This is a genomic window from Nonomuraea sp. NPDC050394 (genome assembly GCF_044459065.1).
Lineage (GTDB): Bacteria > Actinomycetota > Actinomycetes > Streptosporangiales > Streptosporangiaceae > Nonomuraea.
On the sequence record NZ_JBITIO010000006.1, the window covers coordinates 391,624 to 410,005 of the forward strand.

General features: G+C 73.4%; 20 protein-coding genes. 8 read left to right on the forward strand and 12 right to left on the reverse strand.

The window, feature by feature from the left end; all coding sequences use genetic code 11:
* Positions 1-72: 72 nt before the first annotated feature.
* The gene (locus tag ACIBKY_RS25630; protein WP_397100122.1) at positions 73-645 is read left to right on the forward strand and encodes a hypothetical protein; all 573 of its coding nucleotides are present in this window, start codon (positions 73-75) and stop codon (positions 643-645) included.
* 5 nt (positions 646-650) lie between these two features.
* Here the strand turns inward: ACIBKY_RS25630 and ACIBKY_RS25635 are convergent, their stop codons facing one another.
* From ACIBKY_RS25635 to ACIBKY_RS25665, 7 genes are all read right to left on the reverse strand, one after another.
* Positions 651-2,096 carry a sensor histidine kinase gene (locus tag ACIBKY_RS25635; protein WP_397100124.1) on the reverse strand — a complete coding sequence of 482 codons (1,446 nt, stop codon included), beginning with the start codon at positions 2,094-2,096 and terminating at the stop codon, positions 651-653.
* A complete protein-coding gene (locus tag ACIBKY_RS25640) occupies positions 2,093-2,803 on the reverse strand; it encodes a response regulator transcription factor (protein ID WP_397100125.1) in 711 nt (236 codons plus the stop codon). Before ACIBKY_RS25640 ends, ACIBKY_RS25635 begins: the two co-directional genes overlap by 4 nt.
* A 46-nt stretch (positions 2,804-2,849) precedes the next feature.
* Entirely contained in the window at positions 2,850-3,611 is a 762-nt protein-coding gene (locus ACIBKY_RS25645) for an ABC transporter permease subunit (protein WP_397100127.1), read from the reverse strand.
* Positions 3,608-4,519 (reverse strand): ABC transporter ATP-binding protein, encoded by a 912-nt coding sequence (locus ACIBKY_RS25650; protein ID WP_397100129.1) that lies wholly within the window; start codon positions 4,517-4,519, stop codon positions 3,608-3,610. Before ACIBKY_RS25650 ends, ACIBKY_RS25645 begins: the two co-directional genes overlap by 4 nt.
* 108 nt (positions 4,520-4,627) lie before the next feature.
* Positions 4,628-5,644: an NAD(P)/FAD-dependent oxidoreductase gene (locus ACIBKY_RS25655; protein ID WP_397100131.1), complete on the reverse strand. Its 1,017-nt coding sequence runs from the start codon at positions 5,642-5,644 to the stop codon at positions 4,628-4,630.
* Positions 5,641-6,165, reverse strand: coding sequence for an isoprenylcysteine carboxyl methyltransferase family protein (locus ACIBKY_RS25660; RefSeq protein WP_397100133.1), 525 nt, complete (start codon positions 6,163-6,165; stop codon positions 5,641-5,643). The genes ACIBKY_RS25655 and ACIBKY_RS25660 overlap by 4 nt, the downstream gene beginning before the upstream one ends.
* A gap of 6 nt (positions 6,166-6,171) precedes the next feature.
* Entirely contained in the window at positions 6,172-7,221 is a 1,050-nt protein-coding gene (locus ACIBKY_RS25665) for a type III polyketide synthase (protein ID WP_397100135.1), read from the reverse strand.
* Between the two features lie 63 nt (positions 7,222-7,284).
* Between ACIBKY_RS25665 and ACIBKY_RS25670 the strand changes: the two genes are divergently transcribed.
* Positions 7,285-8,091: a UbiA family prenyltransferase gene (locus tag ACIBKY_RS25670; protein WP_397100137.1), complete on the forward strand. Its 807-nt coding sequence runs from the start codon at positions 7,285-7,287 to the stop codon at positions 8,089-8,091.
* A gap of 34 nt (positions 8,092-8,125) precedes the next feature.
* Here the strand turns inward: ACIBKY_RS25670 and ACIBKY_RS25675 are convergent, their stop codons facing one another.
* Positions 8,126-9,265 carry an NAD(P)/FAD-dependent oxidoreductase gene (locus ACIBKY_RS25675; RefSeq protein ID WP_397100139.1) on the reverse strand — a complete coding sequence of 380 codons (1,140 nt, stop codon included), beginning with the start codon at positions 9,263-9,265 and terminating at the stop codon, positions 8,126-8,128.
* Positions 9,266-9,368: 103 nt separating this feature from the next.
* Between ACIBKY_RS25675 and ACIBKY_RS25680 the strand changes: the two genes are divergently transcribed.
* The 5 genes from ACIBKY_RS25680 to ACIBKY_RS25700 all read left to right on the forward strand — a co-directional run bounded on the left by ACIBKY_RS25680 (position 9,369) and on the right by ACIBKY_RS25700 (position 13,228).
* Positions 9,369-9,971 (forward strand): sigma-70 family RNA polymerase sigma factor, encoded by a 603-nt coding sequence (locus tag ACIBKY_RS25680; protein WP_397100141.1) that lies wholly within the window; start codon positions 9,369-9,371, stop codon positions 9,969-9,971.
* Positions 9,955-11,103 (forward strand): hypothetical protein, encoded by a 1,149-nt coding sequence (locus ACIBKY_RS25685; RefSeq protein ID WP_397100143.1) that lies wholly within the window; start codon positions 9,955-9,957, stop codon positions 11,101-11,103. The genes ACIBKY_RS25680 and ACIBKY_RS25685 overlap by 17 nt, the downstream gene beginning before the upstream one ends.
* Positions 11,100-12,062 carry an ABC transporter ATP-binding protein gene (locus tag ACIBKY_RS25690; protein ID WP_397100145.1) on the forward strand — a complete coding sequence of 321 codons (963 nt, stop codon included), beginning with the start codon at positions 11,100-11,102 and terminating at the stop codon, positions 12,060-12,062. The genes ACIBKY_RS25685 and ACIBKY_RS25690 overlap by 4 nt, the downstream gene beginning before the upstream one ends.
* On the forward strand, positions 12,059-12,922 hold the full coding sequence (locus ACIBKY_RS25695) for an ABC transporter permease subunit (RefSeq protein WP_397100147.1): 864 nt from the start codon (positions 12,059-12,061) through the stop codon (positions 12,920-12,922). Before ACIBKY_RS25690 ends, ACIBKY_RS25695 begins: the two co-directional genes overlap by 4 nt.
* Positions 12,923-13,051: 129 nt before the next feature.
* Complete coding sequence (locus ACIBKY_RS25700; RefSeq protein ID WP_397100149.1) at positions 13,052-13,228, forward strand: TetR/AcrR family transcriptional regulator C-terminal domain-containing protein; 177 nt, start codon at positions 13,052-13,054, stop codon at positions 13,226-13,228.
* Here ACIBKY_RS25700 and ACIBKY_RS25705 read toward each other — a convergent pair whose 3' ends face one another.
* Positions 13,229-13,762 (reverse strand): hypothetical protein, encoded by a 534-nt coding sequence (locus tag ACIBKY_RS25705; RefSeq protein ID WP_397100151.1) that lies wholly within the window; start codon positions 13,760-13,762, stop codon positions 13,229-13,231.
* Between the two features lie 324 nt (positions 13,763-14,086).
* Here ACIBKY_RS25705 and ACIBKY_RS25710 point away from each other — a divergent pair, with 324 nt between their 5' ends.
* Positions 14,087-15,355 (forward strand): DUF6585 family protein, encoded by a 1,269-nt coding sequence (locus ACIBKY_RS25710; protein ID WP_397100153.1) that lies wholly within the window; start codon positions 14,087-14,089, stop codon positions 15,353-15,355.
* Here ACIBKY_RS25710 and ACIBKY_RS25715 read toward each other — a convergent pair.
* From ACIBKY_RS25715 to ACIBKY_RS25725, 3 genes are read right to left on the reverse strand one after another with little or no spacing between them, the layout of a single operon-like run.
* Positions 15,337-15,882 (reverse strand): chorismate mutase, encoded by a 546-nt coding sequence (locus ACIBKY_RS25715; RefSeq protein ID WP_397100155.1) that lies wholly within the window; start codon positions 15,880-15,882, stop codon positions 15,337-15,339. The genes ACIBKY_RS25710 and ACIBKY_RS25715 overlap by 19 nt on opposite strands.
* A gap of 3 nt (positions 15,883-15,885) precedes the next feature.
* Positions 15,886-16,881 (reverse strand): methyltransferase, encoded by a 996-nt coding sequence (locus ACIBKY_RS25720; RefSeq protein WP_397100157.1) that lies wholly within the window; start codon positions 16,879-16,881, stop codon positions 15,886-15,888.
* A gap of 59 nt (positions 16,882-16,940) precedes the next feature.
* The gene (locus tag ACIBKY_RS25725) at positions 16,941-18,293 is read right to left on the reverse strand and encodes a GntP family permease (protein WP_397100159.1); all 1,353 of its coding nucleotides are present in this window, start codon (positions 18,291-18,293) and stop codon (positions 16,941-16,943) included.
* Positions 18,294-18,382: the final 89 nt, after the last annotated feature.

Consider the following 18,382-nt stretch of genomic DNA (forward strand, 5'->3'; position numbering starts at 1 on the left):
ACCGGGAGCGCGCGGCGTTCGCCCTGGTGGCTCGGTACCCTGGTGCCCGGTCGATCGGAGGCGGGGGAAGTCGTGACGGAGCACGGGCGGATCGTGGCCGAGGTTTCGGCGGTCATCGGGCAGGCGCGTCCCACGCTGGCGCGCGCGGCCACCGGAGTACGCGCCCTGCTGGACGCCGAGGCGTGGCGGGAGTTCACCGGGCCGGGCGGCGAGCTCGTGGAGCACGGCGACCTCGTGGAGTTCATCACCGCCGACCCGCCGCGCGGGCTCGGCGTGACGCCGGGGCTGGTGCGGGCGCTGGTGGCCGACGACCTCGACGTGGCCGCGCAACTGGACCAGGCGTTGCTCGCCGCCACCCCCGCGCGCCCGCCCCACCCCGAAGAGCCGGAAACGCCGGAGGAGGCCCACGTCCCGGCGCCGGAGACGCCCGCGCTGCGGCGGCTGCGGGAGGACGCGCCCGCGCTGCACAGCAAGGTCGTGGCGGGCGAGCTGAGCACGAACGCGGCCATGGTGCAGGCGGGCTTCCGCCCCCGCACGATCAGCGTGCCGGTCTCGCGGCCGGAGAACGCGGCCAAGGCGCTGCGCCGCAACCTCAGCCGCGAAGAGCTGGTGGAGCTGGTGACCCTCCTGTCGGAGGACCTGTGAACACCTCAGTCCAGTAGCGGCAGGGCCAGCCGGAAGCACGCGCCCTCGCCGAGAGCGGTCTCCAGCTCGACGTCGCCGCCGTGCGCGCGGGCCAGGGAGCGCGCTATCGCCAGGCCCAGGCCCGCGTTGGTCCCGGCCGGGCGGTTGCGGGAGCGGTCGGTGCGGTAGAAGCGGTCGAAGACGCGGCCCGCGTGCTCGGCCGTCATCCCCGGCCCCGCGTCCGCCACCTCGAGGACGGCCCGGCCGCCCGCCGTACCGACGCCGATCCGCACGGGCGTGCCCGGCGGGGTGTGCGCGGCGGCGTTGCCCACGAGGTTGGCCACGACCTGCCGCAGCCGGTCCTCGTCGGCGCGGACCGGGGCCGGTCCCGGCGGGCCGCCACCGCCCGGGCCGGTCAGTTCGACGCGGCGCGACGGGTCGAGGGCGCGCAGGTCGTGGCGGGCGTCGTTGGCGAGGGTGCGCAGGTCCATCGGGGCCGGTTCGAGCTGGCTCTCGGGCGCGTCGTCGAGCTGGGCGAGCAGCATCAGGTCCTCGGTGAGGGCGGTCAGCCGGGTGGCCTCGCGGTCGATCCGGGCCATCGCCGCGTCCACCTCGGCCGGTCCGGGCAGCGCGCCCATCCGGTAGAGCTCCGTCGAGCCCTTGATGACGAACAACGGCGTGCGCAGCTCGTGGCTGACATCCGAGACGAACGTCCGCATCCGGTTCTCGGAGGCGGCCCGGTCGGCGAACGCCCGTTCGAGCTGGCCGAGCATGGTGTTGAGCGAAGCGCCGAGATGCCCGATCTCCGTGCCGGGCGGCGCGAGGCCCGGCACGCGGCGGGTGAGGTCGCCGCCGGCGATCGCGGCGGCCGTGTGCTCGATCCGGCGCAGCGGCCGAAGCCCCCGCCCGAGGGCGAACCAGCCCACCCCCGTCAGCAGCACGAGCAGCACCACGCCCCCGACCAGGCTGCTGGCCCTCAGCTGCGCGATGGTGGCGTCGGCCTCGGTGAGCGGCGCGACCGCGATCACCGTCCCGCCCCAGCCGGCGGTCGGCCGGGCGACGGCCCGCCAGCGTCCCGAGCCGTCGGCGGCCGGCAGGTCCACGGCCCTGCCGTCGGCCGGGATCGCCCGCAGCTTCTCGCGCGCGGGCAGGCCGGCCTCGTTCAGCCCGGGGGAGTGCACGCGGCCCGACACCGCGCCGTTCGCGTCCAGATACACCAGGTACGGCGCGCCGAACAGGTCGAGGGCCGGGGCGAGAAGGTCAGGGCGGGCCCCGGCCTGCCCGATGTCGGGCGGCCCGTCGCCGGAGACCCGGGAGATGATCGAGGTCAGCGTGCCGAGCTGGTGGTCCAGCCGGTTGAGCTGGTAGCGCTCCAGGTGGTCGGTGACGACGGCGCTGATCAGGGTCAGCCCGGCCAGCAGCAGGCCCGTGGTGAGCAGCAGTAGCCTGGCCCGCAGCGAGAAGCGGCTCACGGCCGGGGCTCGCGGATCACGTAGCCCGTGCCGTGCACGGTGTGGATGAGCTTGGGCTCGCCGGTGTCGACCTTGCGCCGCAGGTAGGAGATGTAGGTGTCGACGATGCTGGCGTCGCCGCCGAAGTCGTAGCGCCAGACCCGGTCGAGGATCTGCGTCTTGGACACGACGCGCCCGGCGTTCTCCATCAGGTAGTGCAGCAGCCGGAACTCGGTGGGGGAGACGCGGACGGGCCGGCCCGCCCGCGTCACCAGGTGTCCCTCGGGGTCGAGCGCGAGCGGGCCCACGTTCAGCACGCCGGGCTGGTGGCCCGTGGTGCGGCGCAGGATCGCGCGGATCCGGGCGATCAGCTCCTGCAGGTCGAACGGCTTGGTCACGTAGTCGTCGGCGCCGAGCGAGAGCCCGGTGACCTTGTCGGACTGGCGGTCGCGGGCGGTCAGGAACAGGACCGGCACCGGCCCGCCGCCCGCCTCCGGACGCAGCTCACGCAGCCGCCCCACCACCTCGAAGCCGTCCATGTCCGGCAGCATGACGTCGAGCAACACCAGGTCGGGCGGCTCCGCCCTGGCGGCGGCGACCGCCTCGGCGCCGGTCGCCGCCGAGCTCACCCGGAACCCGGCGAACCGCAGCGTGGCGGCCAGCAGTTCGCGGACGGTGGCCTCGTCGTCCACCACCAGCAGCCGCTCGCCGCCCTCAGCCGGTGTCATGGCCTGTCCCGATCCTCGCACGAGGGCCAGGATACGGAGGCCCGGTTCACACGTCGCGGCGCTGGAAGAGCGCGAACGCGGCGGCCAGCACGACGGCGACCCCGAGACACATCCCGCCCAGGTTCAGCCAGGGCTGCGGGTAGGCCGGGTCCGGGACCGTGGCGAAGATCGCGGCCGCTCCCTTGGTGGGCCAGAAGGCGAACAGCCCCTGCGCCCACGGAGGGAACAACCCCTGAAGGGCGGGCACCAGGAAGACGATCCCCACCAGCGTCGCCAGCGCTCCCGCCGTGGCTCGCATGATCGTGCCCAGCCCGACCGCGAGCAGCGCGATCGCCGACAGGTAGATCCCGCCGCCCGTCACGGCCGGCAGCACACCGGGGTCGCCGAGCTGCGCGTTCGGCACCTCCCGCGTGATGAGCACGGCCTGCCCGAGGAAGAACGCGGCGAACATCAGCACCTGACCGGCCACCAGGGCGACCGCCGTGGCCACCACGGCCTTGGCCGCCAGCAGCCGATGCCGGCGCGGCGTGGCGCTGAGCGTCGCCGACATCAGCCCGGTCGCGTACTCGGAGGTGACGACCAGGATGCCCAGCACCCCGATGATGAGCTGGGCCACGATGTACGTCGTCAGGCTGCGGCCGGTCGGATCCCAGTCCTGCGCGGACTCGGCCTGGTCGGCCCCGGCGGCGCCCATCGACAGGGCCGTGATGCCGAGACCGACCACGAGCAGGGTGGCCAGCGTGTACCAGGTGGAGCGCAGGCTGCGGAACTTGATCCACTCCGCGTGAAGGGTCCGTGTGAAGGTCACGCCGCCCCCTGGTACTCGACGCTGTCCTTGGTCAGCTCCATGAAGGCGTCCTCCAGCGAGGCCGGCTGCGGGGTGAGCTCGCTGAGCGCGACGCCGTGGTAGGCGGCCAGCTTGCCGATCTCCTCGCCCGTCATGCCGGAGACGACCAGCGAGGACTCCAGTCCGTCGCGCACGGTGGCCCCGGCGGCGGTGAGCCGCCGTGCCAGCGATCCGGGGTCGGAGGCGCGCACGAGCACGGTGCCCGCGCCGTTCGCCCGCATCAGCTCGCCGATGCCGGTGTCGGCGATGAGCCGCCCCCGGCCGACGACGACCAGGTGGTCGGCGGTCTGCGCCATCTCGCTCATGAGGTGGCTGGAGACCAGCACCGCCCGTCCCTCGCGGGCCAGCGAGCGCATGAAGTCCCTGATCCACCGGATGCCCTCGGGGTCGAGGCCGTTCACCGGCTCGTCGAAGATGAGCACCGGCGGATCGCCGAGCAGCGCCGCCGCGATGCCGAGCCGCTGCCGCATGCCGAGCGAGAACCCTCCCGCCCGCCTGCCCGCGACGCCCTCCAGGCCGGTTCTGGCCAGCACCTCGCCGACCCGCCGCCGGGGCAGGCCGTTGCTGACGGCCAGCGCGAGCAGATGGTCGTACGCCCTGCGGGCGCCGTGCACCGCCCCGGCATCCAGCAGCGCGCCCACCTCGGTCAGCGGCACGGGCAGGTCGGCGTAGCGGCGGCCGCCGATGGTCACCGAGCCCCGGGTCGGAGCCGCCAACCCCATGATCATTCTCATGGTGGTGGACTTGCCGGCGCCGTTCGGCCCGAGAAACCCGGTCACCCGGCCGGGTCCGACGGAGAACGACAGGTCGTCCACCACGGTGTCGGGCCCGTATCTCTTGGTCAGTCCTCTGACGTCGATCGTGGTCATGCGGGAGATCCTGGCGGGCCCGGCTGGGCGGGTTCTGAGGGCTTCTGGGAGAACTCTGAGAACCGGCGAAGGCCCGGCTCGCGGCGGCCTCGCCCACACAGGAAACTCTCAGCCGGAAAGGGCGCGGACCACCCCGGTGAAGACCGACGGCAGCCGGGCCGCCGCCGGGACGATCAGCTTCGCCGACGCCCGCCGCCGCGCCGCGGCCAGGAGCGCGGCGGTGAGCACCCGGTGTTTGCGCGTCAGCAGCCGCCAGGCCCGCTCGTAGTCCTGCGGCCGCTCCTCGACCAGGCAGCGCACCAGGGCCCGCGCCGTCAGGACCGCCAGGCACAGTCCCTCGCCGGTGAGGGCGTCGGTGTAGCCCGCCGCGTCCCCCACCAGCAGGATCCGCCCCGCCACCCGGCCGCGTACGCGCTGGCGCAACGGCCCCGCCCCGCGCACCGGGGTGGCCGCGGGGCCGTCCAGCCGCGCGAGCAGGCCGGGAAAGGACGGCAGGCGTTCGTCGAAGCCGCCCCGGTCCCGGCTCAGGATCGCCACGCCCACCAGGTCGTCGGCCACCGGCGTCACGTACGCCTCGCCGGCCGCCGACCAGTGCACTTCGACGTGGTCCGACCAGGGGGCGACCCGGTAGTGGCGGCGCAGGCCGTACCGGGCGGGCGCCCGGTCGGGCAGCCCCAGCCGCAGCCAGGAGCGCAGCGGGGAGTGCAGGCCGTCGGCGGCGACCAGCCAGCGGGCCCGCAGCCCCGCGGCCTCGACGCCGTCCCGGTCGTGGCGTGGCCGCACGACCTTGCCGGCGACGATCTCCACGCCCAGTTCGGCGGCCCGCGCGGACAACGCCGCGTGCAGCACGGTCCGCCGTACCCCCAGACCGGGCGTGTCGCCGAAGTCGGCGCGCGCGTGGGTGCCGGCGTCGAGGTAGTCGATGCCGAGGAGCGGGTGGCCTGGCAACTCCACGCCCATCGCCCGCAGCGCCGTCACGCCGCCGGGCATCAGGCCTTCGCCGCACGCCTTGTCGACGGGCGAACTGCGCGGCTCCACGACCACGGCGCGCAGCCCGGCCAGCGTGGCGTGGATCGCCGTGGCCAGCCCGGCGGGACCGCCGCCGGCCACGACGACGTCGATCACGCGACCTCGTCCAACTGCGCGAGCGCCCGGTTCTCGCAGCGGATGCGGACCACCATGAGCACGGCGTTCAGCACGGTGAAGACCAGCGCGGTCACCCAGGCGGTGTGCACGAGCGGGAGCGCGAGTCCCTCGACGGCGACCGCCACGTAGTTGGGGTGGCGCAGCCGGCCGAACCGGTACGGCCCGCTGCGCACCAGCGGCAGTCCGGGCACGACGATCACCTGCGTGTTCCAGCGCGGTCCGAGCGCGGTGATGCACCACCAGCGCAACCCCTGCGCGGCGATGACGAGCGCGAGCATCGTCCAGCCGAGCGCCGGGACGAACGGCCGCCCGGCCAGGAACACCTCGGCCAGGCACCCGGCCAGCAGGCCGGTGTGCAGCAGCACCATCCAGGGATAGTGGCCCTGCCCGCTGAGGATGCCGCCGCGTTCCATGCTCCAGCGGGCGTTGCGGCGGGCGACGACGAGTTCGGCCAGGCGTTCCAGGCCGACGAGCAGGATGAGGAGGGGGTACCAGAACATCGGCGGCTACCAGCGCAGCAGGACGAGTTCGGAGCAGAATCCAGGGCCCATGGCCATCATCAGACCATAGCTTCCCGGCGGTGGGGTACGGCTGCGCAAAGTGTCACGAAGGACATGCAGTACCGACGCCGACGACAGGTTGCCGTGGCCGGCCAGCGAGCGCCAGGTCAGCTCCAGCGCCTCGCGCGGCAGGCCGAGCGTCTCCGCGACGGCTTCGAGCACCTTCGGCCCACCCGGGTGGCACACCCAGGTGGTCACGTCGTTCCTGGTCAGGCCATGTTCGGCCAGCAGGCCGTCGACGTCGCCGGCCAGGTGGGCGCGGACGACCCCCGGCACGCCGGCGTCGAGGACGACGCCGAAGCCGCTGTCGCGCACCTCCCAGCCCATGACGTGCTCGGTGTCCGGGTACAGATGGCTGCGGGTGGCCACCACCTCGGGCCCCGCCGGCGTACCGGAGCCCCGGACCACGACGGCCGCGGCGCCGTCGCCGAACAACGCGCTGGCCACCAGGCTCGCGACCGAGCCGTCGCCGCGCTGCAGGGTCAGCGAGCAGAGCTCGACCGACAGCAGCACGGCCACGTGGCCCGGCCAGCCGCGCAGGTAGTCGTGCAGGCGGGCGATGCCCGCCGCGCCCGCCACGCAGCCCAGGCCGAAGATCGGGATCCGCTTGACGTCCGGGCGCATGCCCAGCCGCAGGCCCACCCTGGCCTCGATCGAGGGCGCAGCGATGCCCGTCACCGTGGTGAACATGATCAGATCGACGTCGGCCGGGGTCAGCCCGGCCTGCTCCAGCGCGCCGGACACCGCCTCGGCGCCCAGATCGACGGCGGCCGCGACGAACACGTCGTTGGCCGCGCCGAAGCCGTCGAGCTTGCCGTACTCCTCCAGCGGCAGGACCAGGTTGCGGTGATCGACCCGGGCGCTGTCATGCAGCCGGTTCAGCAGGCGGCGGTCGGCGCCCTCCGGGAGGAAGGACCGTGCCGCCATTTCGGTGATTTCGGGCTGTGCGTACCGATGCGCGGGTACCGCGCCGTGCACGGCTGCGATCCAGGTCATAGCCGGAGATTGCCCCGCACCCATGGTTACTATGCCCATAAAGCGTCATGGATCGAGGTGCGTGTGCGAACGGTGGCAGGGCTGGCGCGCGCATGTCATCCCGGGCCCACGCTCGCCGTCACCGCCTTCGTCACCGCCGTGACCGCGGCCAGCGGACGCGACCTCGCCGGAACGGTCCTGGTCGCGGCGGCGATCCTGACCGGGCAACTGTCCATCGGGTGGTGCAACGACGCCGCCGACGCCGCCCGCGACGCCGCCTCCGCGCGCGGCGACAAGCCGATCGTGGCGGGCCTGGTCGCCGCGGGCACCGTGCGCGCGGCCGCGTTCGCCGCCCTGGCGCTGTGCGTTCCGCTGTCGCTGGCCTCCGGCCCGCTGGCGGGCCTCGCGCACCTGCTCGGCGTCGGTGCCGCCTGGGCCTACGACCTCGGGCTGAAGGCGACCGTGCTGTCGTGGCTGCCGTACATGATCGGGTTCGGCGTGCTGCCCGCGTTCGTCACGCTCGGCCTGCCCGGACGGCCGTGGCCGGCGTGGTGGGCCGTCCTCGGCGCCGCGCTGCTCGGGCTGGGCGCGCACCTGGCCAACGTCCTGCCCGACATCAAGGACGACCTGGCCACCGGCGTACGCGGCTGGCCGCAGCGGCTCGGCCCCGCCCGCGTCGCCGCGCTCGTCCCGCTGCCCCTGCTGGCCGCCACCGCGCTGATCTCCTTCGGCGTGTACGGCGCCGCCTCCTGGCCGGCCCTCGCCGTGGCGGCCGCGGTGACCGTGGCCGGGCTGTGGCGCGGCGGCAGGGCGCCGTTCCTCGCGGCGATCGTGGTGGCGGGGATCGACGTGGTGCTCCTGGTGATCAACGGCTCCAGGCTCACCGGCTGAACACCCACCCCCAGCCCGGTCCTGGCTTCGAGGCTCAGCGGCTGAGCGCCGCGCCCAGGCTCGTCCTGGCCCAGCGGCTCACCACGGCGGCGGCCAGCGGGACGGGGACCGTACCGGCGCCGAGGCCGACCTCCACGAGGAGGTCGAAGACCTCCGGGCGGCGCGCGGCGGTGGCGATGGCCGCGTCGATGAAGCCGGGTGACTGCGCCGCCCGCGCCAGCACGTCGGTCGTGCGCAGGTGCCGCCCGAGGGCGGCGCGCAGCCCGCGCCGGTAGACGGGCAGCGGGTCGGCGCTCGCGGTGACGGCCGCCTCGCCGGCCAGGCGGCCCGACAGCAGCGCGTAGTAGATGCCCTCGCCGGTGAGCGGGTTGATGAGGCTGGCGGCGTCCCCGGCGAACAGTACCCGCCCGACGCCCGCGCGCGGCCGGCCGGGCGACAGCGGCAGGTGATGGGCGCGCAGGTCGCGGGCGGGCAGGTGCGGCAGCAGTTCGGCGAGCCTGCCGTGCAGGACCTGGCGGCCGGGCAGGCCGGTGGCGCGCAGGTGGGGGAGCAGCATCCCGAAGCCGACGTTCGCGGTGCCGTCGCCGATCGGGAACGCCCAGGCGTAGGCGGGCCACCCGGCCCGCTGCATGGCGATGAGCTGGGCGTCGTCGTCGTCCGGAAGGTCGGCGTAACCGCGTACGGCGATCGCGACGTGCCGCTCGGGCGTCGGCCTGGCGCCCAGCAGGCGGCGTACCGAGGAGTAGGCGCCGTCGGCGGCGACGACGGCGCGGGCGGTCAGCGTGTCGTCCACGGTCGGCAGGCCGTCCCGGTCGGCCAGCGCGCGCACCCGGTGGCGCCGCACCTCGACGCCGCGCTCGCGGGCCGCCTCGACCAGCCGCGCGTCGAACACCATGCGCGGCACGACGTGGTTGGGCCGGGCGACCGTCGCCGAGACGCGCACGCCGCCGGGGGAGACCACGGACAGGCGGCGCGTCGGGCGGTAGTCGTCGAGCAGGCCGGGCAGCCCGAGCAGGTCCAGTTCGTCGCGGCCGTGCGCGGCGATGCCGTCGCCGCAGGCCTTGTCGCGCGGGAAGTCGTCGCGGTCCAGGAGCAGGACGCTCGCCTCGGGCCGTAGCTGTTTGGCGCGCAACGCGGCCGCCGCGCCCGCGGGTCCGCCACCGATGACGAGCACATCCCACACGTTGGCCACGTAGCGCCTCTACCCACTCCAACGATCGCGGCAACGCCCGGTGTCACACGCGGGGCATCGGCGGTGCTCTACAGATGTGAACGTTGTGAGGCATCGTAGGAGCGCATCGGCCGCGGTGGCCAGGCGGGCCGAGTGGAAGGACGGCGCGGTGGTGTCGAGTCCCCCGGGCGTCCGGGCCGACCTCGAGCAGGTCTTCCGCACGGCCTACCCGCGCGTCGTCGCGGTCGCCGCCAGGGTGCTCGGCTCCCGGGACGAGGCGGAGGACGTGGCCCAGGAGGTGTTCCTGACGTTCGGGCGCTCCACGGTTCCCGCGGGGGAGGCGCTCGGCTGGTTGTCGGTGGCAGCGGCGCACACCGCGCTGAACCACCTGCGCACCGGCCGCCGCCGCGCCTCGCGCGAGGAGGCCGCCTCCCGTACGGCCGCTTCGCGCGAGAAGGTCGCCGGTGAGGTTGTGAGCCCGGACGTCGCCGACGCGGTCGTCACCCGCGAGGAGCGCCGCCGCGTGCGCGAGGCGCTGGCGAGGCTGCCCCGCAGGCAGGCCGTCGCGCTCGTCCTGCGCCACAGCGGCCTCAGTTACGCCGAGGTCGCCGCCGTTCTCGACCTGTCCCCGGGCAGCGTGGGCACCACGGTGCGCCGCGCCGAGTCCGCTCTGCGCAAGGAGTTGAACCGTCATGCGTCATCCGAGTGACGGCACGCTGCGCCGGCTCCTCGACGAGCCCGCCGCGGTCGCCGACGCCGACCGCGAGCACGTCGCCGGCTGCCCGAACTGCCGGGCGGGGCTGGCCGTCGTCCAGCAGGACGCGGCGCTCGTGGGCGCGGCGCTGGGCACCACGCCCGACGTGGGTCTGGGCACCACAGCCGACGTGGACGTGGCGCCGGGCACCGCGCCCGGCGTGGACGTGGACGTGGACGCGGGCTGGCGCCGGCTGTCCGGCGCGCTCGCCGCCGGGGGCGGGCAGGTCACGGCCCCGGCCCCGCCGCACCGGCGGCGGTGGAAGGCGCTGCGCAGCCCGGTGGCCGTCGTCGTCGGCGCCGCCGTCCTGGTGAGCGGGGTCACCGCCGCGGCCGCCGTGGAATGGCTGCCGATCTTCCGCGCCGAGCAGATCACCCCGATCGTCGCGCCGCGCGCCGACCTGGTGCGGATGCCCGACCTGTCCGACCTCGGCGACATGGAGGTCACCGAGAGGATCAACCTGCGGCAGGTCACCGACGCCGCCGCCGCGCAGAAGGCCACCGGCCTGTCCGTCCCGCGGGTGACGACGCTGCCACGCGGCGTCACCGGACAACCCACCTTCCACGTCGTCGGCCGGGTGAGCGCGACGCTCACGTTCTCCGCCGAGAAGACGGCCAGGACCGCGGCCTCGGCCGGCCGGACGCTGCCGCCCACGCTCCCCGGCCTGGACGGCAGCCGCTTCCGCCTGGCGGCCGGTCCCGCCGTGGCCGCGGCCTGGTCGGCGGGCCGGCCGATGCCCGCCCTGATCGTGGCGCGCGCGGTTCCGCCCACGGCGGAGTCGTCCGGCGTGCCGTTCCGGACGGCCCGCGACTACCTGCTGTCTCTGGGCGTCCTGCCGGAGAACGTGGCCGCGCAACTGCGCGCCTTCTCCGGCGACGGTACGACGCTGCCGCTGTTCACGACCATCGAGAAGGTGACGAGCTCGGCCACCGACGTCGGCGGCGTACCGGCGACCCTGCTCGTCCCGCGCGACGGCACGATGGCGGCCGTGATCTGGATGGACCGCGGCGTTCTGACCGTGGTGGCCGGCTCGCTGAGTGCCGGCGAGGTGTTGTCGGTGGCCCGCGACCTGAAGGTGGAACGATGATCGACGACACCGCGACCCGGCTGCTCACCGGGCTGCCGCCCGCCGCGGCCGCGTGGGGTTCCGGCCTGCGCAAGCGTTACCGGCGCCGGACCGCCGTCGACGGCGTCTCCCTCAGCGTCGGGCGCGGCGAGGTGGTCGGTCTGCTCGGCCCGAACGGAGCGGGCAAGACCACCGTGATCAAGATGCTGCTCGGCCTGGTCCGGCCGGACGCGGGGGAGGTGCTCCTGCTCGGCGGGCCGTCCCACGACCCGCGCGCCCGCGCCCGCGTCGGCTATCTGCCGGAACTGTTCCGCTACCAGCCGTGGCTCACCGCCGCCGAGGTACTGGACCTGCACGTGCGGCTGGCCGGCGTCATCGTCCCCGACCGGGACCGGCGCGAATGCCTGGCGGCCGTCGGCCTCGCCGACCGCGCCGCGGATCGGGTGGGCGGCTTCTCCAAGGGCATGCAGCAGCGCCTCGGCCTGGCCGTCGCGCTGGTGGCCCGCCCCGAGCTCGTCGTGCTCGACGAGCCCACCAGCGCACTCGACCCCATCGGCCGCGCCGACGTCCGCGACCTCCTGCTGTCCTTGAAGGCCCGCGAGGTCGCCGTCCTGCTCAACTCCCACCTCATCGGCGAGGTCGAGCGCGTGTGCGACCGGGCCGTCATCCTCGACAAGGGCAGGGTCGCCGCCTCAGGCACCCTCACCGAGCTGCTCGGCGGCCGCGAGCTGCGGCTGCGTCTCGACGGGGTGAGCGCGGAAGCGGAGGTACGGCTGGCCGCCGCCGGCCGCGTCCACCGCACCGGGCAGGCGTACACCGTCGAGCTGCCCGCGGAACAGGACCCCGCCACTGTGCCGGACCTCGTCGCCGACCTGGTCGCCCTCGGAGTACGCGTGCACGCGGTCGAACCCGGCCGGGTCACCCTCGAAGAACGCCTCCTCGACATCGTCCGCTCCGACCAGGCGGAGGAAAGCCGATGAACGCCGCGATCGTCCTCACCCTCGCCGCCCTCACCATCAAGGAGTCGGCCCGGCGCAAGGTGCTGCGTGCGCTGGCCGTCCTGACCGTCGTGCTGCTGGGGCTCAGCGCGTGGGGATTCGCCCTGATGATCACGATCGAGTTCGACGGCGGCGTGATGACCACCGGGGAGGCCAAGCTGGTGGCCTCCCAGATGCTCAACCTGGTGATGTTCGGCCTGAGCCTGATCGCCGCGCTGGGCACCGCCTTCCTCGCCGGCCCCACCCTGGCCGGCGAGATCGAGTCGGGCATCGCGCTGGCGGTGCTGGCCCGCCCGGTGCACCGCTGGGCGGTGCTGCTGGGCAAGTGGCTGGGCCTGGTCGTGTTCGGCAGTGGCTTCGTGGTCGTGGCGGGGCTGGCCCAGTTCCTCATCGTCCGGTTCATCGTGGGCTATTGGCCGCCGCATCCGGTCACCGGCCTCGCGCTGCTCGCGGCCCAGACGACGGTGCTGCTCACCCTCGGCCTGCTGCTGTCCACGGCCGTCTCGCCGATGGCCTCGGGCATCGTGGCCGTCGGCCTGTTCGGCGCCACCTGGATCGCGGGCGTGGTCGGCGGCGTCGGGCTGGCCCTCGGCAACGAGGGGGTGGCCAGGATCGGCACCGTCTCCCAGATCCTGCTGCCGACGGACGGGCTGTGGCGCGGAGCCATGAACGCCTTCCAGGACCCGATCGTGCTGGCCCGCTTCGGCGGACCGGCGCTGGAGGGCGGTTTCCCGTTTCTGAGCAACGCCCCGCTGACGCCGGCGTACCTGGTGTGGACCGCGGTCTGGGTGGTCCTCGTCCTGGGCCTGGCCGCCCTCTCCTTCCGCCGCCGCGACCTCTGAGCTCAGGGGCGGGCGAGCTCGGAGAAGATCTCCACCAGCTCCGGCCGGTCGAACGGGCCGACGTGCGGCGCCGCGACGCCGCACGCGCTGGTCCTCACCGTCGCGCTGTCCATGGCGGAGGAGACCGGCGTGACGCTCGACCGATGGTGGCTCACCCAGCGCAAGAAGGCCGACGAACTCCTGCGTTCCGGGCGGTTCCCGCTGCTGGCCACGCTGTCCGGCGACGAGGTGGCGGACGCCGACGGCCTGTTCGAGTACGGCCTGGCCCGCCACCTCGACGGCTTCGCCACCCTGATCGATCGATGATCAGACGGTGCGCTTGGCCCAGAAGTGGATCCCGATCTGCGCGAACTGTGACAACGGAACGGCGCTGGACGACTGGCTCTGGCCGAGGTGCCGGAGCGTCTGGACGTTCTTCGTCGGCAGCGTGCCACCCGGGCCGACCACGGCGGTCGGGTGGAACCACTTCTGCCTGTCGCTGTTGTCACAGGTCGCCACGGTGACGTTCACCGTGTTCTTGGCGGTCAGGCACAGCGGGGCGCCGCTGTTGATGCTGGCCCGCAGGGTGTAGATGAACGCACTCTGCCCGCCTCCGGAGGAGACGGTGGCCGTCTGCGCCCACTGGCCGAAGCCGCTGTTCGTGTCGCTTCTCAGCACGACATCCGCCCCGTTGAAATTGGCGGAGGCCGTGAGCACCGTCCTGGCGCCGTCCCCCCGATACTCCAGCTCCTTGAACACCTCGGCGTGAGCCGGAGAGGCGACCAGCGCCCCGATCCCCGACAGGCTCACCGCGGCGAGCGTCATCGCGACGGAGCGGCGCAGGTTGTGTGATGCGGACATGAAGAAGGAACCCCCTGGTTGATGTCCCTTGAGACCGATCGGCTCAAGGCGGCATCAGTACACAGCCGGGGCCAGGTCGCGGTCAGCGCACAAATACCACTTCACCCGGCAGGCACACGAGACGTACATCACACCCGGCCGGGACGGCCCTGGGCAGGAGGGGGGTCACAGGGTGGAGTTCTGGTCTGTGGCCCGATTTGACTGGAAATGTTAGATCATAGGCTCGTGAATGATCAGATCAGGGACATTGCCGCCCGAAATGGACTTGGTAGGCCTGAGGCGGTCTATGGGCCCGCGGATGGGGGAACTCCCTGGGATCGGGAGATGCACCTCTTCGAGCACGGGCTGGTCGTCCGGTTGCCGGACGGGCGGGTTCAGGGGCTCCGGTGGGAGTCGGTGACGGTGCTGAAGGATGTCATCGACCCGTTCCGGAGCGTGTACTCGCTGACCGACGGCGGCTCGGCGCCCGTGGTGGTCGACGGGTTCGAACGGCCGGAGCAGTGGGGGCCCGCCATTCACGGGGCGGTACTCCGGGCGCATCTGCCGCAGGCGCGGGCGGCGCTGCAGGCGGGCAACACCGTGGCGTTCGGGGAGATCGCGGCGACCCGGCAGGCGTTGCTCACCCCGGCCGGCATGGTGCCGTGGCCGGAGATCAGCGAGATCGGGGTCGAGAACGGCGTCGCCTCGATCAAGGTCCGGCAGCAGTGGCAGCCGCTCACCACGACGCACGTGCGCGACCTGCCGAACTTCCTGGTCCTGTTCACGCTCATCGAAGAGCTCAAAGGCGGGGCCCCGGCCTCGGGTTCCCGGCTGGGCTGGGTGGTCGGCGGGGTCGTGAGCTTCCTGGTCATCGCCCTGGTGGCCGGGGGGATCGTCGTGGTCAAGCGCCTGGTCAAGACGGGTGTCCGCGAGGGGATCACCGCCGCGCAGGAGACGCCCACGCCCACGCCGTCCGACACGGCCTCGGCCGTTCCGCAGCCCTCGGAGACGTACACGCCGACGACCGAGCCGTCTCCGACCGAGAAGCCGTTCGACGCGACCTCGCTCGACGACGAGGACACCGATCAGACCCCGATCACGTCCGGCGCGCTGCTCGCCGACACCTTCACCACCCGCAAGGGCGTGCGCTACAACCTCAAGGGGACCCGGTCGGACAACTGTCCCGCCTGGTTCCAGGAGGGCCGGGTGCGGACGTTGCTGCGCAGCGCGCGCTGCAAGGAGATGATCTCGGGCGTCTACGCCAGCGCGAACTCGACGAAGAACAACCGGATCATGGTCGTGATCCGGGTCATCCCGTTCAAGGACTCGAGCACCGCCAAGCGCACGTTCAACAAGCTACCGGCCGGTTCCCGGGACTGGGGCTTCATGTGCCCGCTGAAGGGCCCGGGGTCCGGCCTGTGCGCGAACGGCCGCGGTAGCTGGTCCTCGGCGTACATCTGGGGCTGGACCCAGCACAACCACCGCTACGTCATCGCGACCCTGGCCCTGTACGAGAACCTCGCCGACGGCAGCAGCACCAAGCCGTGGCTCACCGACGCGTCGAAGGCGGCGCTGGAGGCGGCCGGCCCCATGGTCTACCACGACACCAACTGAACCCGGGCGCCGCAGAAGGAGCCGAGCGCACGGTGCAGACCGGCGCGGTACGGGCGGTCCAGGTCGCGCCGCGCGGAGATCCGGAACGCGGCCCAGGTCAGCTTCCGTTCGCACGAGGGGTGCGCGCGGGCCCGTTCCGCGGCCTTGATCGCCTTCAGCATGTCCACGGTGATCCTGTCGAGCCGCGGGCGGACCTCGGTCCGCAGGTCGGGGCGGTGGGTGGGCCGCGAGCCGGGGTCGGCGCCCCAGTGCCGGAACAGCGCGCGCTGGACCAGCTTGCTCGCCTCGATCTGGTCGCGGAAGATCGCGGTGGCCGAGGCCGGGTCGAGGCCCAGCCGTTCCGCCCGCTCGGCCACCGAGGCCAGCACCTCCTGCTCCCTGGGCGGATCGTCGATGGGCTGGCCGGTGCCCCACTTGGCGGCGGCCACCTGGCCGGCCAGCTCGATCCGATCAGCGGAGAGCGCGACGAAACGCGAGGTGTCCGGAGCGACGGTCACGGACAGCAGCAGCACGGCCACAACCAGCATCACTCAACGGTAGAGCACCAGGACGACGTGGCCGAGCGGGGTGTCGTGCAGGCCCGCGATCCGGAGCCCGGCTCCCGCGGCGAGGGTGGTGTAGTCCTCGACGGTCCGCTCGCGCCCGCCGCTGAGCACGAGCATGCGCAGGTCCATCTCGGCGAACGTGGCCGGATCGGCGCGCTGCTCGATGACGACCACCCGTCCGTCCGGCCCGGCCGCGTCGGCGCAGCGCCGCAGGATCCGCCGGGCGTCCTCGTCACCCCAGTCGTGGATGACCCGTCTGAGCACGTACGCGTCGCCGCCGGCCGGCAGCGGATCGAAGAAGCTCTGGCCCGCGAACGAGCACCGCGACTCCAGCCCGAGCCCGGCGAGGTGCCGCCGGCCGCGTTCCACGGTGCCGGGCAGGTCCACGAGCGTGCCCCGCAGTTCCGGGAAGGCGCCCAGCACCTCGCCCAGCAGCATCCCGGCCCCGCCGCCGACGTCGACCACGTGCCGCACACCGGACCAGTCGTAACCCCCGGCCGCGTCGGCGAGGTAGTCGGCCCCGTCCGCCATCATCGCGTCGAACGTCGCGCTCATCCGCGGGTTCGCCGCCAGAGAGGACCAGAAGTCCGCGCCGAAGACCGTCTCCCACGCCGGCAGCCCGGTGCGGACCGTGTGCAGCAGGCCGGTGAAGGCCAGGTCCATCTGCCCGCCGAACCCGTCCAGGTCGAGCCGTGCCCGCATCCCGGACGGATGACCCGAGGCCAGCAGCGCGGCCGGCTCGTTGACGGCGAACGTGCCCGGCTCCGGCTCGGCGAAGACGCCCTTGCCGGCCAGGTGCCGCAGCAGGCGTACCAGGGCATCGGGGTCGGCGCCCGAACGGCGGGCCAGCTCCCGCACGGGCACCGGCTCCCCGCCCATCAGGTCACTCAGCCGCAGGGTGGCCGCGACCCGCACCGCCATCGGGGTGACCAGGTCGGTCACCGGCGCCAGCACCGCCCACGCCTCTTCCCACGCTGTCATGGCCGGGAGCCTCTTTTCGCGAGATCAGGTCCCGAGCGTACTCCTGAGGGCCTTCGTGATCACAGGGCCGCCAGCAGCAGGATGAGCGGCAGCGAGATGACCGACGACAGCGTCATCGCCAGCGAGTGGGTCTTGAACGTGCCGCGCGTGGACAGCCCCAGCATGGTCTGGAACATCCAGAAGAAGTTGCTGCTCACGTGCGGCAGGAACAACGCGCCGGAACCGGCGGCCAGCGCCACGAACACCAGCGGCGTGTCCAGCGAACCGGCCAGCGGCGCGAGGATCCCGGCCGCGGTGATCGCGGCGACGGAGATCGAGCCGAGTGCGATGTGCAGCACCGCGGCGACCAGCCAGACCAGGATCAGCGGCGGCAGGAAGTTCGAGCCGAACGCGCCGCCGAGCACCTTGGCCAGCCCGGAACCCTCGATGACCGCCCCGAGCGAGCCGCTGATGCCCGACAGCACGAGGATCGGCCCGCACGACGACAGCCCCTGGCCCATGGCGGCGTGGATCTCCGCGCGGGAGTGCGTGCGGCTGGTCAGCAGGTACGACGCGGTCGCCCCGGCGAACATGGCCACCACCGGATCGGTCACGAAGCCGAGCACGGGCGAGGTCCAGCCGAGGTTGCCGGCCAGCGCGCCGAGCGCGATGAGCATCAGGGTGGCGACGACGGGCAGCAGCGACACCCCCAGCCCGGCCTTGGTCTCCTGCCTGACCAGCACGGACCCGGCGGCCGGGCCGCCGTCACCGGCCGGCTCCTCGTCGGGGATCTCGTCCAGGGCCGGGTTCCAGCGCAGGGCGCGCGGGGTGAGCAGGGCGAAGACCAGCATGGTGAGCACCGCGGTCGGCAGGCCGACGATGAGCCCGTACCAGAACATCTGGCCGAGCGGCACGTCCAGCAGCCCGGCCACGGCCAGCGCCGCCACCCCCGGCACCACGAACACCAGCCCGACCTCGATCCCGGCGGTCAGCGCCCCGCCCATCAACGCCTTGCCCTCGCGTCCCAGGCGCGGGCCGAGGCGGCGGGCCAGCGGCGCGGTCAGCACGAGCAGCACGTCGGAGTAGATCGAGGTGAACAGCGAGCTGAGTGACACCGCGAACACGTACGGGATGCTCCGCTCGCCGAAGACGCGCAGCATCAGCTCGATCAGCCGGCGCAGCGCGTCGGTCAGCGTCAGCAGCGAGCCCATCAGCACGCCGAACGTGACCAGCAGCCCGATGTCGGCCATCACCTCGCCGAACCCGGCGGTGATCGCCTTGGTGGTGCCTTCGGCCCCGACGCCGGTGGTCAGCCCGAGGAAGATCGTGCCGAGGAGCAGCGCGATGACGGGCGGGATCTTCCAGACGGTGATGGTGACGATGACGCCCAGGATGGCGACGCCGGTCATCGTCAGGAGCAGAGCGTTGCTCACAGTGGCCCTCCTCGGGGGGTGACGGGGCAATCCCCAGTCAGGCAGGCCACCCGGCATACTGTCCACGATGAACTTTGTCGTTCTTCCAT